Here is a 16,888-nt window from a genome sequence, read left to right on the forward strand (position 1 = left end):
TCGAGGGTCGCGTCCGCTGAACCCGTCACCTCGGCGGCGGCGGGGTGAGCGACGGCTCGACGCTCCGCGACGGCTTCGGGCTCCGCGACGGGCTCGGCTTGGGCGATCCGGTGGGCGTCGGCGTCGGCTTCCTGGTCGGACTCGCGGTGACGCACGTGCCCGGGTCGCAGGTCGGCCGGGTCGCGGTGGGCGTGGGCTGCGCCGAGGTCGGCTTCGGCGTCGCCGGGGCGGTGGGCGACGGGGTGTCGTCCGGGAACGTCGGCTCCTGGAACCGGTACTTGTCCGGGTCGAGCTTGAGTGCGGCGGTGGCCTGTTCCATGAACTGCCGCCAGATCGGCCCCGGGCCGGTGGACCCGTAGACCTCGTAGCTGCCGTCGGAGGTCTTCAGCGGCTTGCCGTCGACGGTGCCGAGCCAGACCGCGGCGGCGAGCGCGCCGGTGTAGCCGACCATCCAGGTGTGCACGTTCTGGGTGGTGCTCGTTCCGGCCTGCCAGGTGCCGGTCTTGCCGGCGGAGTCCCAGCCGTTGTCCAGCTTGGCCGCCTTCACCCGGCTCAGCGTCCAGTTGAGCTGGTTGACCGCCTCCCGGTCGAGCCCGATGTCGGTCTGCACCAGCTGTTCGTCGAGGATATTCTCGTCGCCCTTGGTCACCGAGCGGACGAAGTGCGCGTCGGTCCGCTTCCCGCCGGCGGCGAAGGTCGCCATCCCGTTGGCGTGGTCCTGCACGGTGATGCCGTACTGGCCGATGCCGACCTCGGTGGAGAAATGCCGCGCCAGCTCCTCACCGGAGTGGCCGCGCAGTTCGATCCGCTTCGGCCGCGGGTTGCCCTTCTCGTTGGCCCACATCGAGTCGACCCCGGCCTTGGTGGCCATGTCGATCACCTTGGCGGTGCCGAGCTGCTCGGTGAGTGCGAAGTAGGTGACGTTGAGCGAGGCGACGGTGGCCTCCCACAGCGCGCAGTCCGGCTGGCACGGTGCCCGCTCGGCGTTGCGGATCGGACCGGCGGGGCTGCCCTTCGTCCGGCCGGAGGCGGGGAACTCCTTGGTCTCCGGCGAGTGGAAGTGCTGCTTCACCGAAATCTTCTCCTGTACGGCCGTGGCCAAGTCGTACACCTTGAACGACGACCCCGGCGGGTGCTGGCCGAAGCCGCGGGCCTCGCCGTTCTCGTCCTGGTACCAGCCGGCGTAGTCGGCGCCGGCGCCGTCGCTGCCGCCGTGGTAGCCGAGCACCCGGCCGGTGCCGGGTTCCACCGCCACGAGCGCGGCCTGCCAGTTCTTCGGCTGCCCGCGAACCGCCTCGGGGGCGGTGTCGCGCCGGAGGTCGGCGGCCGCGTCGGCGGCGTCCTGGACCCGCTTGTCGATGGTGGTGACGATTTTGAAGCCGCCGTTGCGGATGTAGTCGGCGGGTTTGCCCTGGAACGGCTCGGTCTGCCGCAGCTCGCTGAGCACGTGGTTGACCACCAGGCCGGTCGGCCGGTCGAGGTTGGACCGGCCGGCGGCGGGATCGAGCGGCTTCACCGTGTCCGGGTACGCCAGGTTGGCCGCCTCGTCCGCCGACAGGTAACCCAGCTTCACCATGCCGTCGCGGATGTAGTTCCACCGGTCGATCGAGTTCTGCCGCGCCAGCGGACTGCGCCGCGGATCGTAGCCGGGGTGACCTTCGGGGTCGTCCGGGTCGGCCTCCGGCTGCTTCACCATGGCGCAGAGCACCATCGCCTCCGCCGTGGTCAGCTGGTTCGCCGCCGGCGCGTCGCGGCGCACCGTCTTGCCGAAGTACGCCTGCGCGGCCGCCTCGATGCCGTACGAGCCCCGCCCGAACGGCACGGTGTTCAGGTAGAAGCCGAGGATCTCCTCCTTGCTGTACTTGTCGTCGAGCTTCCACGCGATGACCGCCTCGCGGAGCTTGCGCGAGTAGGAGACGCCCTTGAGGTCGGCGGCCACCCGGGCGTACTGCTGGGTGATCGTCGACGCGCCCTGGCGCTGGCCGCCGGTGACGTTCGACCAGGCGGCGCGCAGCACCCCGCTGAAATCGATGCCCTCGTTGGTCCAGAACGTCCGATCCTCCGTCGCCACGATCGCCTGCTTGGCGGCGTCGTTCATCTCCCCGTAAGGCACGATCGTGCGGTTCTCCGTGCCGAGCTTCGCCATCGGCGTGCGACCGTCGGCGAAGTAGACCGTGGTCGACTCCGGCAGCTCCAGGTCGCTGGGCGTGGGCACGCTGTCGACGTAGTACGCCCCGGCGGTGAGACCGGTGCCCGCCAGCAGCGCGAGCACGGCCAGGACGATCAGCAGGCGCCGACGCCGCCGTTTCCGCGCCGGCGGAGCGGCGGTCGATCCGGATACGGTGGCGGCGCCGTCGTTGTTACCGGTAGCAGACACCCGCACTCCGTACCCCGCGGCCGGCCTGCCGAATCTTGACCGGTCCGCTGCAGCGAGTTCTCCCGTTCCGGGCCGCTTGATCCGGCGATCAGGTCATGATGACCGGGTGCCGCGCTGGCGGTGCGGTGAACGGGGGAGCGGTCGTGCAGGACGTAACGGTCGAGCCGGTGGTCACCGGCGCACCGGTGCCCAACCTGGCTGAGATGGTGTGGGACAACGCCCGACAGGCGCCCGACGTGGTGCAGTTCGTCCGTCCGGATCCGATTTCCCGGTCCTGGCCGGCGCGCCGGTCGGTGCAGGGCCGGGCGCTGCCGGTGACGTGCGAGCAGTTCCGCGACGACGTGCTCACCCTCGCGCGCGGGTTCATCGCCGCCGGTGTCGCGCACGGCGACCGGGTCGGTCTGATGAGCCGCACCCGCTACGAGTGGAGCCTTGTCGACTACGCGCTGTGGTCCGTCGGCGCGGTCACCGTGCCGGTGTACGAGACCTCCAGCGCCGAGCAGTTGGGCTGGATCCTGGCGGACTCGGGTGCGGTGGGGTGTGTGGTGGAGACCGCCGCGCACGACGCGATGCTGGCCGGCCTGCGCGACGACCTGCCGGCGCTGCGCCAGACGTGGCAGATCGACGGCGGTGGGCTGATCGCCCTGGCGGGGCAGGGCCGCACCGTCGACGACGGGCAGGTCGAGGCGCGGCGGCGGGCGGTGTCGGGCGAGGACCTGGCCACGATCGTCTACACCAGCGGCACGACCGGCCGGCCGAAGGGCTGCGCGCTGACCCACCGCAACATCTACTGCGACGTCACCAGCGCGACCTCGGTGCTGCCGGAGCTGTTGCATCCGGGCGCGTCGACGGTGTTGTTCCTGCCGCTGGCGCACGTGTTCGCCCGACTGATCCAGGTGGGGGTGGTACTCACCCGCGCCACGATGGTGCACAGCGCCGACCCGGGCCGAGTCTTCGAGCAGCTGCGCAAGTGCCGCCCGACGTTCATCCTCGCGGTGCCGCGGGTGTTCGAGAAGATGTACGCCAGGGCCCGACGGCAAGCCGAGGACACCCACCGGGGACGGCTGTTCGCCGTCGCGGACGCCGTCGCCGTGCGGTACAGCCGCGCCCTGGACACCGAGCGAGGTCCGAACATCCTGCTGCGGCTGGCGCGCGCCGCGTGCGACGTGCTGGCGTACCGGCGGCTGCGCGCCGCCCTCGGCGGACGGTGCCGGCTGGCGATGTCCGGCGGTGCGCCGCTGGAACAGCGGCTGGCGCACTTCTTCCGCGGCGCCGGCATCACCGTCCTAGAGGGGTACGGGCTGACCGAGACCTCTCCGGCGGTGACGGCGAACGTGCCCTCGGCGATGCGGATCGGCACCGTCGGCCGCCCGCTGCCCGGCGTGGAGATCCGCATCGCCGACGACGGGGAGATCCTCGTCCGCGGCGAGATGGTCTTCTCCGGTTACTGGAACAACCCCGACGCCACCCGGGCGACCCTCACCGACGACGGCTGGCTGCGCACCGGTGACCTCGGCAGCCTCGACCCCGACGGCTACCTGCGCATCACCGGCCGCATCAAGGAGATCATCGTGACGGCGGCGGGGAAGAACCTCGCCCCCGCTCCGATCGAGGAGCAGGTCCGCGCGCACCCGCTGGTCGGCCAGTGCATGCTCGTCGGCAACGACCGCCCCTACGTGACCGCCCTGGTCACCATCGATCCACCGGCCTGGCAGCGGTGGCGGGTCGCCCACGGCCACCCGGACGCGGACGTGGCCGACCTGCGGGACTACCCCGAGCTGCGCCAGGAGATCCAGACCGCGGTCGACCGCGCCAACCAGACGGTGTCCAAGGCGGAACAGGTCAAGCAATTCCGGATCCTGCCCCGCGACCTCACCGAAGCCGACGGGGAGCTCACCCCCACCCTGAAGATCAAACGCGAGGCGGTCCAGGCCCGCTACGCCGCCGACATCGAGGCCCTCTACCGCGGCCACTGACCCGTCCGACCGCCGGTCGCCACCCGGCCGGCTAGGACGACGTCGGTGCGCCGGACGCGGCCCGGGCGAGCGCCGCGCAGATCCGGGGGAGTGCCGTGCCGATCGGTTCGCGGATCACCTCGACGGCGAGGTCGTCGTACGGGGTCGGGTCGCGGTTGACGACGACGAGGCGGTTACCCGCGTTCACCGCCACCGCGCACAGCGAGGCGACCGGCTCGACCTGGAGTGAGCTGCCGACCGCGAGGATGAGCTGGCTGTGCGCGGCGATCCGCTCGGCGTGGCCGATCGTCGCCGCGTCGAGGTGCTGCCCGAAGAGCACCACGGCCAGCTTGAGGATGGCGCCGCAGTCGAGGCACCGGGGATCCCCGTCGCCGGCCGCCACCCGGGCCAGGGTCTGCTCGCTGGGCGTGCGCGCGCCGCAGCCGGTGCAGACCACCTCGTGCATCGTGCCGTGCAGTTCGAGCACCTTGCGCGGGCTGGAGCCGGCCTTCTGGTGCAGTCCGTCGACGTTCTGGGTGAGGACGCGTACCGCCACCCCGGCCCGCTCCAGCTCGGCGAGCGCGCGGTGCGCCCGGTTGGGCTCGGCCTGCCACGCGGCGTGCCCGAGGTAGGTCTGCCAGAACCTCGCCCGCACCGCCGGGTCGGCCAGGAACGAGCGGTGGGTGAACGCGTCGGCCAGGGCCGGGTCGCGCGTCCAGACGCCGGACGGGCCCCGGTAGTCGGGGATGCCGGAGTCGGTCGAGATGCCCGCCCCGGTGAGCACCGCCACCCGGGTGACGCCGTCCGCCCAGCTCATGTCGTTCATGACCGCCGATGGTAGGGGCGGGGCCCGGTACCGGCGAGCGGGATTCCGAGCCGACCGCACGGTTGCTTCTGATCGCGCCCGTCCCACCCGGGACGGGCGCGCTTCAGAGCCAGGGCAGCGGGTCGACCGGACGGCCGCCGAGACGAACCTCGAAGTGCAGGTGCGGGCCGGTGGAGGCGCCGGTCGACCCGACCAGTCCGATCACCTGGCCGGCGCGGACCCGTTGGCCGGGCGACACCAGCAGCCGGGACTGGTGGCCGTAGCAGGTGGACAGTCGCTGCCCGTCCGCCCGGCCATGCGCGATGCAGGTGTAGTTGCCGTAGCCGCCGTACCAGCCGACCCGCGAGACGCGGCCGTCGGCGGCCGCCAGGATCGGGGTGCCGGTCGGGGCGGCGAGATCCACACCGGCGTGCAACTGCCAGACCTTGTAGTACGGGTCGAACCGGGTGCCGAAGCGGCTGGTGAGTCGGCCCGCCAATGGTCGGCCGAGCCGGCCGCGACCGACCGTGGCGACGGTGCGGGCCGGTGCCGCCACGGCGGGCGCGGCGCGTACCCGACGGTCGATCTCCTGCCGGAGCCGCGTCTCCTCCTGCCGGCGGCGGACGAGTTCGGCCTGGCCGGAGGTGATCGCGCCGGAGAGCGCGACGGCGCGGCCGGTGGGGGTGTCGTCGACGTCCGCGGCTTCCGCCACGGTCAAGGGCGAGGCCGCATCCGCGTCGCCGCCGGCGGTCAGGGTGGTCAACAGGTGCAGCACCGGATCCGGTACGCGCCGCACCTTGGCGAGGTCGGCGCGGGTCCGGGCGAGGGTGTTCTCCAGGTACTGGATCCGGTGCTGGACGTCGCCGAGCGCGGCGACCTGGCGGGCCTGGGGCGTGCCGGCCGCGTCCACCGGGGGCTGGGGGTAGAGGTCGGCGCCGGGGTCGCTGGCGATGAGCGCGGGCGCCGATCCGGGGTCCACCATCGACCCGCTGCTGCCGGGGCCCGGGACGCCCACCTGTGGTGGCGTGCCGCCGGTCGGCGGGGTGGTCGCGGGCGGCGCCGTCGGCGACGCGGTGGCCGGCGGAGGGGTCGGCGGCTTGACCGGGGGCGGCTTCAGGGGCGGCAGCGTCACCTTCGGCGGTTCTATCGGCGGCGGCGACCCGGGCGGCGACGGGCTCGGCAGGGGCAGCAGGGTCGGCAGGGGCAGGGGCCCCTGCGCCGCGCTCTGCGCCCTGGCGCTCGCCGCTCCGGCATCCAGGCACAGGGCCGTCATCATCAGCGTGGCGGACCCGGCGACGGTCGCCAGCGTGGCCCGCCTCCACCAGTGTTGCTCCATGCCGTACTCCTGCCGCCGGCTCGTGTCGTCCCCTTGCTACATCGGATCGGGGTGCCCGGTTGTTACAGCCGAATCGGCCGGCGACGGACCCGGACGCCGCCGCAGCCGCCGACGGGCCAGCAGCGCCAACGCCGCGACCGCGCCGGCCACCGCCGCCGCGATGGCCGGCACCCGCATCGACCGTCCGGGCGGCGGGACCTCGCTCGCCGTGGCCGTCGATCCCAGCGGCGGATCGGTGGGCGTGGCCGTCGAGCCCGGGAGCAGGTAGGCGTTGCTGGTGGTCCGGGCGCCCGTCGCGGTGGTCTCCACCGAGGTGACACCGACCCGGTTGCGGACCACCGTGCCCGGCGGCGCGCCCGGGCGGACCCGCCCGGAGATCGTGATCCGCGGCGCCGCCCCGCCGGGGCCCAGGCGCAGGTCACCGAGGTCACAGACGACGGTACGCGGGGACGCCACGCACCGACCCGGCTCGGCCCGGGCGGTGACACCGTCGAGATCGGCCGTCGTGGTGAACGTGACCTTCGTCGTCGTGAGGGTGCCGCTGCCGGACATCGTGACGGTGTGGGTGACCTGTTGCCCGGGCAGCGCGCCGAACGGTGTCGACGTCAACACGGGCGCGGCGTCCACCGCCGGCGACGGCGTCGGAACGGCCGTTGCCATGGCGGCCATCAGGCCCACCGCCGGCGCGGCGATCGATTCCCACATGGGCACACTGTAGGCCGACGCGACTGCGGGCGCTGAGCCGGCGATCAGGGTGGCGTCCGCGCCGGTCGCCGGTGGCGGTTGCCGGTCCACGGGCGGGGCGACGCGGACGCGGTCACCGCCCGCTCAGCGGCTGGTCGGTGGGCACAGCAGCCGCTGGACCAGTGGCAGCTTCAGGGGTTCGAGGCAGAGGTCGAGCATGGAGGCCTCGGGCGCCGGTGGCGCCGTGGTCGGGCTGGGAGCGGTGGTCGGCGGCGGCGGCGTCGTGGTCGGGGGCGGCGTCGTGGTCGAGGGCGGCGTGGTGGTCGGGGCCGGCACGGTGGTCGGGGCGGGGCCGGGAACTCGGTCTGTCGGCGCGTCCTCCGCCGCGGCGGCGGCCACGCTCGTCCGGGGCCGGCGCGGCATCGGTCCCACCACCCGAGGGGTGCCGCCGTCGGCGGGCGCCGTTGTCGCCGGGCCGGTCGGCGCGGGGGCCGGACCGCTGTCCGGGGCTTCGGGCGCGGCGGGGGTGCGCGGGGTGGTGCCGTACTCGGCGGCCGGCGGGTCGGTGCCGGCGGTGCCGCCGGCCCCGAGAGTCGCCCGGTAGGGCGGGCCGGCCTGCTCGGTCGCGGACGTGCCGGCGGAGAGCGTCGCGAACGCCAGCGTGACGACGGCGGCGGCGGCGACGGCCGGGCGGTCGGGGCGCACCGCGGTCAGCGGGGCCCGGGCCGGGTCGGCCGGTGCCGGTGGCGTCGGCCGCGTGTGCTGGTGCCCGGCCAGCAGGGCGTCGACCTGCGCGGCGACGGCGGCTCGCTGCCCGGTGGCGGCGGCGAAGGCGAGGGTCAGGTAGAAGCGGAAGTTCACCGTGGCGTTGGCCGGTACGCGCAGCCCGGCGAGCGGACCGCCGTCGGCGGTGTGCAGCAGGGTCAGTGGGACGTCGGGGTGGTGTGCCGGCCCCACCATGTCCGCGTACGTCCACTCCCGGCAGCTCGCGTCGCCGGAGAAGACGACCCGGTGGTTGGTCACGACGGCCATCCCCGCGTCGACGACCCGCAGGCCCGTCGGCAGCCCGCGCCGGGGCGGGTGGGCGCCCGGTGCCGTGACGGTCAGCTCCGGCACGGGCAGTCCGGCGATGTGCCGCGCCCCGGCCTCGGCCAGCTCCGCGGTCGGCAGCACCCGGTAGACGACCTCGTCACGGCCCAGGTCCATCGGCAGGCTGTCCCGCGGGTGCGCGTACCCGTGGAAGCCGGCGGCCTCGATCCGCAGCCGGACCAGGTGGTCGTTGCGCCGGTGCCAGGCCGCGGTCGCGCTGTCGAACGAGCGCCGCCGGCGCTCGTTCTCGCGCTCCGCCCAGGTGACCCGCCATCGGGTCGCCCGAGCCGGCATGGTGCTGGGTGAGTGTGCCGTCACGTCGAGTACAACCACTCGCGCCGCGCCAGGACACGCGCCGGAGATCGATGCGTACCTTTCGCTCCGAAAGGAGAGATTTGGCTCGCGGTCCACCAGCGCCGGGCCGGGGTCGGGGTCGACGGCGTTATTCGGTTGCCGGCCGACGGACGCGCTGGTCGACTGGGTGGGTCACCGCAACCGACCGCGAAGGATCAGAGATGCGCGCTGCGTTCATGTCCAACCACCTGGGAATGATCATCAACCCGAAGGACATGACGCTCCGTGAAGACCCTGAACATCGGCATCCTCGCGCATGTTGACGCCGGCAAGACCAGCCTGACCGAACGCCTGCTGCACGCCGTCGGCGTCATCGACGACCTGGGCAGCGTGGACGACGGCACCACCCGCACCGACTCGATGGCGCTGGAGCGGCAACGCGGCATCACCATCCGATCCGCGGTGGCCTCCTTCGTCGTCGACGGCGTCACGGTCAACCTCATCGACACCCCCGGCCACCCGGACTTCATCGCCGAGGTGGAACGGGTCCTCGACCTGCTCGACGGTGTGGTGCTCGTGGTCTCCGCCGTCGAGGGTGTGCAGGCCCAGACCCGGGTGCTGATGCGCACGCTCCAGCGGCTGCGCCTGCCGACCCTGATCTTCATCAACAAGATCGACCGGGCCGGTGCCGATCCCGACCGGGTGCTGCGCGACCTCGCCGCCCGGCTCACCTCCGCCGTGGTGGCGACGGACGCGGTGCACGGCGCCGGTACGCCGGCGGCCCGCTGCGTACCCCACCCCGACACCGACCCGGCCTTCACCCGGCGGCTGCTCGACCTGCTCACCGTGCATGACGACGCGCTGCTGGCCGAGTACGTCGAGGACGAGCGGCGACTGACCGGACGGCGGCTGCGCCGGGTCCTCGCGGCGCAGACCCGGCAGGCGCTGGTCCACCCGGTGTTCGCCGGCTCCGCGATCACCGGCGCGGGCGTGGCACCCCTGATCGCCGGCCTCACCGAACTGCTGCCGGTGGCCGAGGACGGCGCCGACGGCCCGACCTCCGGCACCGTCTTCAAGGTGCAGCGGGGCCCCTCGGGCGAGCGGATCGCCTACGTCCGGCTGTTCGGTGGCACCGTACGGGTGCGGGACCGGCTGCCCGTCGGTGCGGGACGGCTCGCCACGGTCACCGGGATCGAGGTCTTCGACCGCGGCTCGACCGTCCGCGACGACGCCGTCGGCGCCGGCCGGATCGCGCTGCTGCGCGGCCTCGGCGACGTCCGGATCGGCGACCCGGTCGGGGCGGCGCGGCGCACCGGAGCCACCGGCGGCCGCCACTTCGCCCTGCCCACCCTGGAAACCGTCGTCGTCCCCGAGCGGGAGGCGGATCGGGGCGCCCTGCACGCCGCGCTCAGCCAGCTCGCCGAGCAGGACCCGTTGATCAACGTTCGGGTGGACGAGATCCGGCGGGAGATTACCGTCTCGCTCTACGGCGAGGTCCAGAAGGAGGTCATCCAGGCGACGCTCGCCGAGGAGTACGGCGTGGCGGTCGGCTTCCGGGAGACGACGACGGTCTTCGTGGAGCGGCTCGTCGGCACCGGAGCGGCGGTCGAGCTGATCGGGGTGGCGCCCAATCCGTTCCTGGCCACCGTGGGTCTGCGGGTGGCACCCACGGCGACCGGCACCGGGTTCCGCTTCCGGCTCGGTGTCGAACTCGGCTCGATGCCGCCCGCCTTCTTCACCGCGGTCGAGGAGACCGTCCGGGCGACGCTGCGCCAGGGACTGCGCGGCTGGCAGGTCCTCGACTGCGAGGTGACGATGACCCACGCCGGCTACTGGGCCCGGCAGAGCCACTCGCACGGCACCTTCGACAAGAGCATGTCCAGCACCGCCGGGGACTTCCGCAATCTCACCCCGCTGGTGCTGGTCGAGGCGCTGCGGCGCGCCGGCACCCGGGTGGAGGAGCCGATGCACCGGTTCCGGCTGGAGATCCCGGGCGACGCGCTCAGCGCCGTCCTGCCCGTGCTGGCCAGGCTGGACGCGGTGCCCCACGCGACGCTGGCGCGAGGCTCGTCGTACGTGGTGGAGGGCGACGTCCCGGCGCGGCGGGTGCACGCCGTGCAGCAGCGGCTGCCGACGCTGACCCGGGGTGAGGGGATCTTCGAGTCCACCTTCGACCACCACCGCCCGGTCGACGGCGAGCCGCCCACCCGCCCCCGCTCCGACCACGACCCGACCGACCGCAAGGAGTACCTGCTGGCCGTCGCCCGCCGGGTGACGGCGCGGCGGGGCGAGCGGTGACGGGTGCCCCCACCCCCGGGGCACCCGTCAGGTCGGCCCGCCGCTCAGGCCAGGTGGAGCTGCACCGTGGCGATCTCCCAGGCGCGCAACGGCAGCCGGACCAGACCGTCGTCGTCGACGCTCAGCCGCTCGCCCGGCCGGCCGAGCAGGTCGGCCCGCCACGCCCCCCGGACACCCCGCCCGGCCCCGATGACCGCGCCGGTGTCGGTCGGGGTCTCGGCCACCACCCGCACCTCGACCCGGCCCTGCCGGTCCCGGACGCTGGTGAGCGCGACCCCCGGGCCGGTCACGGACAGGCCGGTGGCCGGGGCCGGTAGCGGGACGGACGGCTGCGCCGTGCCGGCGAAGGCCAGCGGCTCGTGCCGGTACGCCTCGGCCGCCTCGGTCACCCCCGCGCCGTGCCACTCGCCCCGGAACGGCAGCACCGCCAGCTCGACGGTCCGCTCGCCCCGGCACTGCGCCGACGGGGTGGGCAGCTGCGGGCCGGCCGGCTCGTCCCGCAGCGCGTGCCGGTTGCGCGACAGCATCCCGATCGACCGCAGCACCGTCACGGCCAGCTCGCGCCCGGAGTCGGTCAGCTGGTATTCGGTGGGCTGGGTCAGCAGCACCGCCAGCCTGCCGTCCGCCCCGCCGGCGGCCACGAACCCGGACGCCGGGAACGTCGGCAGTGGCACCTCACCGCCGCCGCCCTCCGCGGTCAGCCCGCGCTCCACCACCGCGAACTGCCCCTCGGCGTACGACGCGCGGGCCGGGGACGGCAGCGGCAGGTGCAGCCGCACCCGGTGGTCGTCGCAGCGGTTGTCGAACTCGATCCGCAGCCGGGTGAACCGCTCGCCGGAGCGCAGCTCGACCCGGGTGGTGACCACGACGGCCTCCCGGTCCACCGCGCGGGAGCCGGCGTCCACGTCGGCCGCCACCGGCCAGCGGTACTCGCGCACCACGTCCACGACGGCCACCAGCGGACCCGCGTGCCGCACCACCGTGCGTACCGCGCGGGGCTTGTCGACCAGCTCGTCGGCGGTTGGCGGGGCGTAGTTGTAGCTGTCGCCCACGTCGCCGCCGTCGACGATCCGGCCCACCCCGTCCACGGTGACGCCGTCCGGGGTGGACAGCCGCAGCGTGCCGTCCTCGGCGACGTCGACGCGCAGCAGTCCGTTGTCCAGGCTCCGGTCGGCGACGGTGACCGGTCCGGGCACCGGGGCGGCGCCGGCCGGCAACGGCACCGGCCGCACCGCGGCGTGGCCGAGCGCGGGCACGTCGACCAGCGCGGCCACGGTCAGCCGGGGCGCGGCGACGATGCGGACCCGCCAGTGGTCCGGCCGGCCGGCGTCGGCCAGCGCCAGCCGGACGTCCGCCACGTCGAAGGCGGGGTCGCCGTGCCGGGCCACCTCGAAGGTGAGGGTGGCGTCGGCCGGCGACACCGACCACCGGGTGACCTCCTGGCCGTAGAGCTCCCGGCCGTGCACCCGGGTGAGCACCCCGGGCAGGTCGACGGCCGGCACCAGGTCGTCGGCGAGCAGCGTCCGGGCCCGGTCGAGGACCTGCGCGGCCACCGTCGTGCCGTCCGCGCCGGCCAGCCCCACCGCCGCGCCGCCGGGCGCCTCGACGTCGAGGCGCACCAGCGCGGTCCGGGCGGTCGGGCCGGGGTTGAACACCAGGTACCCGTCGCGCGGCACGGCGGCGGCCAGCCGGGCACCCACCAGGTCGCACACCGCCCGGCCGAGCTGGTCGGCCTCGGCCAGCCGGGCGGCCACCTGCTCGGCGGTCTCGTCGCAGCCGCACCCGGTCACCGAGTCGTGGCAGCTCGCGTCGATCAACCGGGTCCACGCCATGTCCAGGAAGCGCTGCACCGACGGGTCGTGCCAGAGCGCGGCGAGCGGTTCGGCGTACCGCTCCACCCGGCGCTCGGCGCGGCCCATCGCCTGCTTCAGGTGGGCGCGCACGGAGATCACGCCGGGCAGGATGTTCGCCCGGGCGTGCGAGCGCAGCTCCCCGCGTACGGTGGGCAGCCCGTCCACGGTGGTCGGCTGGGCGGCGAAGTACTCGGCGAGCGTGCCGAGCCGGAACCGGATGCCGTCGACGTCGGCGGCGGCGAGCAGATCGGGGGCGTCCGGGGCCGGCGCCGCGTGGTCGGTGCCGTACATGGCCAGGGTCGGTCCGCCCGCGCCCTCGGGTCGCCAGCCGCCAAGCCGGTCGGCCAGGTCGGTGGCCCGGCGGGTGACCAGGGCGGCGTCGTCCATCAGGCCGGCCGCGTTGCCGTACCCGCCGGGCAGGTACTCGGTGCGCACCGTGGTGCCGTCCGGCGCCTGCCAGGCGAACGCGTGGGTGCGGACCCGGTCGGGTACGCCCCGGAACACGCAGGCGTGGGCCAGCCCGGCCCCGGCCAGGAGCTGCGGCATCTGGGCGATGTGGCCGAACATGTCGGGCAGGTAGCCCACCGGCATGGCCCCGCCCAGCTCGGCGCTGCGGGTCAGCCCGCGCTCCAGGTTGCGGACGATGTTCTCCCCGGAGCAGAGGAACTCGTCGAGCAGGATCTGCCACGGCCCGACCGCCAGCCGTCCGGCGCGGACCAGGGCGATCACCTGCGCGCGCCGCTCCGGGCGCACCTCCAGGTAGTCGTCCACCGCGGCGAGCTGACCGTCGAGGGTGAACCGCTGCCGCTCGTCGCGTTCCATCCGGTCGAACACGTCGTCCAGCAGCGCCACCAGCCGCAGCCGGAACCGCTGGAACGGCTCGTACCACTCCCGGTCCCAGTGGGTGTGCGGCACGACGATGATGTCGGTCGGTCGTGTCATGAGCTGGCCGCCTCTCCGCCGATCGCCGCCCCGGTCAGCTCACCGAAGCGGCGTACCACCTGTTGGCTGGTCCGTACGTCGGTCGCGCCCTCGGCGATCCCGGTCAGCGGCGGCGCGCCCGCGGTGACCATCGCGTGGAAGGCGACCAGCTCCTGCTCGAACGCCTCGGTCACCGACCGGAACGCCGCCCGCCGCTCACCGCCGCCGTGCGCCTCCACCAGGGTCAGCGTGGTGGGCGCGTTGAGCAGGTACGGCGACGGGAAGACCAGCTCCAGCGAGCCCCGGGCGTGGTGCAGGGTCACCGTCTCCCGGTAGGCCGGGTAGTCGGGCAGGTTGAGCCAGCGGATGCCGTAGCGGGCGCCGCCCGGCAGCCGCCCGCTGATCTCCACCGACGGCTCCGCCGGCCCGTCCGGCGCCAGCGGCCAGGTCGCGACGTGCTCCACGGTGGCCGGCGCGCCGGTGAGGAGCCGCAGCAGGGACAGGTCGTGGGAGATGCTGTTGATCAGGATCTGGTAGAGGGTGCGCGCGCCCGGGTCACCGCCGACCGCGGCGTCGAGCAGCGCGGCGTCGGCGGCGCGCAGCCGGGCCACCTCGCCGGGCGGCACGTCGGCGGGGGCCGGCGGCAGGTTGGCGAAGGCGAGCTGTTGGTCGCCGCCGGCGTGCAGCACGCTCACCTCCACGGCGTGGACCCGCTCGGCCCCGCCCCACTCGTCGAGGAGCCGGGCGGCCTCGGCCACCGCCGGGTCGTACTGCTTCATGTAGCCGACCATCAGCGCCGGCGCGCCGCCGCTCAGCTCGGTCAGCCGGGCCGCCTCCGCCAGGGTGTAGGCCAGCGGCTTCTCGCAGAGCACCGGCAGGCCCGCGCGCAGCGCCGACGCGGCCAGTTCACCGTGTGAGCCGGACGTCGCCAGCAGCAGTGCGTCGTACCCGCCGTCGGCCAGCATCGCGGCGGCGTCGGTGTACCGGCGGCCCGGCTCGACGCCGTACCGGCCGCCCAGCTCGGCCACCCGGGTGGGGGAGAGGTCGCCGAGCGCGACGATCTCGAACAGGTCGGCGCGGCGTTGCAGCAGCGGCAGGTGCACGGTACGGGCGATGATGCCCAGCCCGACGACGGCGATCCGGATCCGCTTGCCCGGTTCGGTCATCGCAGCGCCTCCTCGAGCCAGCGCCGGTTGGCGTGCTGGTCGGCCAGCGTCCGGTCGAGGTCCCGCCCGTGCGCCGGCGCGTCCTGTTCGATCACCAGCCAGCCGGTGTAGCCGATGGAGTCGAGGCCGGCGAGCACCCCGGCGAAGTCGACGTCGCCGGCTCCCAGGGCGCAGAAGCCACCGGCGGCGACCACGTCGGCCAGGCCACCGCCGGCCGCCCGGACCCGCTCGTGGACGGCCAGGTCGGCGTCCTTGAGGTGCACCTGCCCGATCCGGCCGGCCCACCGGCGGACCGCCGCGACCGGGTCGCCGCCGGCCAGCAGCAGGTGCCCGGTGTCCAGGCAGACCGCGATGTCGGTGAGTTCGAGCAGCCGGTCGGCCTCGGCCTCGGTCTCCACGTCGGTGCCGAGGTGGTAGTGGAACACCGGTTCCAGACCCCGATCCCGGCACCGGTCGGCGGCCTGCTGCACCCGGGCGGCGAACTCCGGCCAGGCGGTGGCCGGCAGCACCGAGGTGAGGTCGGGTGGGGTGCCGGGCCGGGCCATCCGGCCGGGGTTGCCGGGGCAGGCCAGCGTGGGCCGGGGGGCGAACCGAGGGTCGTCGGCCGGTACGGCGGTGAACGCGTCGAGCGCCGCGTCGAGCTGGACCAGGTCCGCGCCGAAGCCGTCCGGGTCGGTGTAGCGCAGGTCGACCCAGCCGCCGGCGAGCCCGATGCCGGTCGCCGCGAGCCGGCCGGCCAGCGCCTCGCCGGTGCCGAGGTAGCCGATCGGCCCGGAGTCCACCCCGTCGTACCCGTCGCGGGACAGGGCCGCCAGCAGGTCGTCCGGGTCGAGGAGCGGGTCGTCGTGCTGGTAGATGCCGTGGTTGACCGGTGCGCCGGCCACCCGGGTGCGTCCGCTCAGCTGCACAGTGCGATCACCTCCATGCGGTGCGATTCCAGGACGTGCAGGCCGTCGCCGGCCGGGAGCCGGCACCGGTCGCCGCGGACGACGCGGTGGCTGCCGTCGGGACAGCCGAGCAGCATGCCGTCCGCGTCGAGGGCGAGCAGTTCGTCGCCGAGGCGCAGCAGCAGCGGCGCGTCGGGGCCGGCGGACACGGCGGTACGACCGGCGGCCAGCGCGTCGAGCACGGCGGCCTGCGGCTCGCGGTCGTCGTCGACCAGCAGCCAGGTGGTGGGGGAGCCGGGCGGCGCGTCGTCGCCGGGGCGGTGGAAGTCGCTGCCCCCGATCGGCACCACGTCCGGGCGCCAGGCCCGCGCCCACGCCAGCGGGGCGCCCCAGGTGCGGTCCCACCAGCCGGAGTGCCACACTTCGGCCAGCCGGGTACGCGTGGCCAGCGGCTGCCGCCAGGCGCAGTCGCCGCCGAGGGGGTGGTTGACCGACATCAGCCCGCCGGCCCGCTCCGCGCCGGCCAGCCACTCGTCGGGCGGCTGCCGGAAGTCGACCCAGCCGACCGGGCCGAACACGTTGGCGTGTCCCCGGTCGGTGGTCACCTCCTGCCCCGGCAGCAGGGTGAGGCCGTACCGGGCCGAGGCGGCGGGCAGCCACGGGTGGTGGCTGACGGTGTTGTGGTCGGTGACGGCGAGGAAGTCCAGGCCCCGGGCGGAGGCGAGGGCGGCCAGCTCGTCGATGGTGGCCGCGCCGTCGCTGTGCACGGTGTGCGCGTGCAGGTCGCCGGCGATCCAGCGCCGGCCGTCCACCCCGGGCAGCGCGCGGCGGGGCGGGCGGTCCGGGCGCGGGGGCGCCGCCGGCGGCGTCGGGGCGTCCGGCCCGGTGGTGCTGGTGGTGGCGGTGACCTCGTAGCTCAGGCCGTCCGGTGGGATGCGGTGCAACCGGAGCAGCACCTGCCATTCGCCGGGTTCCAGCTCACCGGGCAGGTAGCCGGGGGTGGCCCAGTGGGCGGCCACGGTGTAGCCGTCGCGGGCACCGCCGGACCAGCCCCGGAAGCCGGCCGGTCCGAGGCACCCCAGGTCGAGCACCCCGGCCTGCCGGGGGTAGTCGAGCCGTACGGTGAGCGCGGCGGTGCCCGGCGGCACGGTGACCGGCAGGGTCCGCAGCACGCTCTCGGCGCGGTCCGCCAGCGTCCACCTGCCCCGGTGCACCGCCATGGC

The 16,888-nt window shown here is 74.8% G+C and carries 11 protein-coding genes; 2 read left to right on the forward strand and 9 right to left on the reverse strand.

All coding sequences use genetic code 11. From position 1 onward, the window contains the following. Nucleotides 1-25: 25 nt before the first annotated feature. On the reverse strand, nucleotides 26-2,377 hold the full coding sequence (locus ACTMS9_RS22060; RefSeq protein ID WP_441165875.1) for a transglycosylase domain-containing protein: 2,352 nt from the start codon (nucleotides 2,375-2,377) through the stop codon (nucleotides 26-28). 143 nt (nucleotides 2,378-2,520) lie between these two features. Between ACTMS9_RS22060 and ACTMS9_RS22065 the strand changes: the two genes are divergently transcribed. Beyond that, nucleotides 2,521-4,353: an AMP-dependent synthetase/ligase gene (locus tag ACTMS9_RS22065; RefSeq protein ID WP_441165876.1), complete on the forward strand. Its 1,833-nt coding sequence runs from the start codon at nucleotides 2,521-2,523 to the stop codon at nucleotides 4,351-4,353. 31 nt (nucleotides 4,354-4,384) lie between these two features. Here the strand turns inward: ACTMS9_RS22065 and ACTMS9_RS22070 are convergent, their stop codons facing one another. The 4 genes from ACTMS9_RS22070 to ACTMS9_RS22085 form a co-directional block, all read right to left on the reverse strand. Further along, nucleotides 4,385-5,158, reverse strand: coding sequence for an SIR2 family NAD-dependent protein deacylase (locus tag ACTMS9_RS22070; protein WP_441165877.1), 774 nt, complete (start codon nucleotides 5,156-5,158; stop codon nucleotides 4,385-4,387). 103 nt (nucleotides 5,159-5,261) lie between these two features. After that, nucleotides 5,262-6,473 (reverse strand): M23 family metallopeptidase, encoded by a 1,212-nt coding sequence (locus ACTMS9_RS22075; RefSeq protein WP_441165878.1) that lies wholly within the window; start codon nucleotides 6,471-6,473, stop codon nucleotides 5,262-5,264. Nucleotides 6,474-6,509: 36 nt separating this feature from the next. Beyond that, nucleotides 6,510-7,178: a hypothetical protein gene (locus tag ACTMS9_RS22080; protein WP_441165879.1), complete on the reverse strand. Its 669-nt coding sequence runs from the start codon at nucleotides 7,176-7,178 to the stop codon at nucleotides 6,510-6,512. Between the two features lie 123 nt (nucleotides 7,179-7,301). After that, nucleotides 7,302-8,540 carry a hypothetical protein gene (locus ACTMS9_RS22085; protein ID WP_441165880.1) on the reverse strand — a complete coding sequence of 413 codons (1,239 nt, stop codon included), beginning with the start codon at nucleotides 8,538-8,540 and terminating at the stop codon, nucleotides 7,302-7,304. Between the two features lie 285 nt (nucleotides 8,541-8,825). Here ACTMS9_RS22085 and ACTMS9_RS22090 point away from each other — a divergent pair, with 285 nt between their 5' ends. After that, a complete protein-coding gene (locus tag ACTMS9_RS22090; RefSeq protein ID WP_441165881.1) occupies nucleotides 8,826-10,838 on the forward strand; it encodes a GTP-binding protein in 2,013 nt (670 codons plus the stop codon). A 44-nt stretch (nucleotides 10,839-10,882) separates the two neighbouring features. Here the strand turns inward: ACTMS9_RS22090 and ACTMS9_RS22095 are convergent, their stop codons facing one another. The 4 genes from ACTMS9_RS22095 to ACTMS9_RS22110 are packed head-to-tail and all read right to left on the reverse strand — an operon-like array spanning nucleotide 10,883 to nucleotide 16,885. Continuing rightward, nucleotides 10,883-13,633 (reverse strand): hypothetical protein, encoded by a 2,751-nt coding sequence (locus ACTMS9_RS22095; protein ID WP_441165882.1) that lies wholly within the window; start codon nucleotides 13,631-13,633, stop codon nucleotides 10,883-10,885. After that, complete coding sequence (locus tag ACTMS9_RS22100) at nucleotides 13,630-14,778, reverse strand: Gfo/Idh/MocA family protein (RefSeq protein ID WP_441165883.1); 1,149 nt, start codon at nucleotides 14,776-14,778, stop codon at nucleotides 13,630-13,632. The genes ACTMS9_RS22095 and ACTMS9_RS22100 overlap by 4 nt, the downstream gene beginning before the upstream one ends. Further along, nucleotides 14,775-15,686 (reverse strand): sugar phosphate isomerase/epimerase family protein, encoded by a 912-nt coding sequence (locus tag ACTMS9_RS22105; RefSeq protein ID WP_441148467.1) that lies wholly within the window; start codon nucleotides 15,684-15,686, stop codon nucleotides 14,775-14,777. Before ACTMS9_RS22105 ends, ACTMS9_RS22100 begins: the two co-directional genes overlap by 4 nt. Beyond that, nucleotides 15,677-16,885: a CehA/McbA family metallohydrolase gene (locus ACTMS9_RS22110; protein ID WP_441165884.1), complete on the reverse strand. Its 1,209-nt coding sequence runs from the start codon at nucleotides 16,883-16,885 to the stop codon at nucleotides 15,677-15,679. Before ACTMS9_RS22110 ends, ACTMS9_RS22105 begins: the two co-directional genes overlap by 10 nt. Nucleotides 16,886-16,888 lie beyond the last annotated feature (3 nt).

The organism is Micromonospora sp. L31, assembly GCF_052068075.1.
In the GTDB taxonomy this organism is placed as follows: Bacteria; Actinomycetota; Actinomycetes; order Mycobacteriales; family Micromonosporaceae; genus Micromonospora; species Micromonospora purpureochromogenes.

Coding starts and splice junctions, on each gene's coding strand:
- ACTMS9_RS22095 (WP_441165882.1), bottom strand. CDS start 13,633: ATGACACGACCGACCGACATCATCGTCGTGCCGCACACCCACTGGGAC.
- ACTMS9_RS22100 (WP_441165883.1), bottom strand. CDS start 14,778: ATGACCGAACCGGGCAAGCGGATCCGGATCGCCGTCGTCGGGCTGGGC.
- ACTMS9_RS22070 (WP_441165877.1), bottom strand. CDS start 5,158: ATGAACGACATGAGCTGGGCGGACGGCGTCACCCGGGTGGCGGTGCTC.
- ACTMS9_RS22075 (WP_441165878.1), bottom strand. CDS start 6,473: ATGGAGCAACACTGGTGGAGGCGGGCCACGCTGGCGACCGTCGCCGGG.
- ACTMS9_RS22110 (WP_441165884.1), bottom strand. CDS start 16,885: ATGGCGGTGCACCGGGGCAGGTGGACGCTGGCGGACCGCGCCGAGAGC.
- ACTMS9_RS22080 (WP_441165879.1), bottom strand. CDS start 7,178: ATGTGGGAATCGATCGCCGCGCCGGCGGTGGGCCTGATGGCCGCCATG.
- ACTMS9_RS22085 (WP_441165880.1), bottom strand. CDS start 8,540: ATGCCGGCTCGGGCGACCCGATGGCGGGTCACCTGGGCGGAGCGCGAG.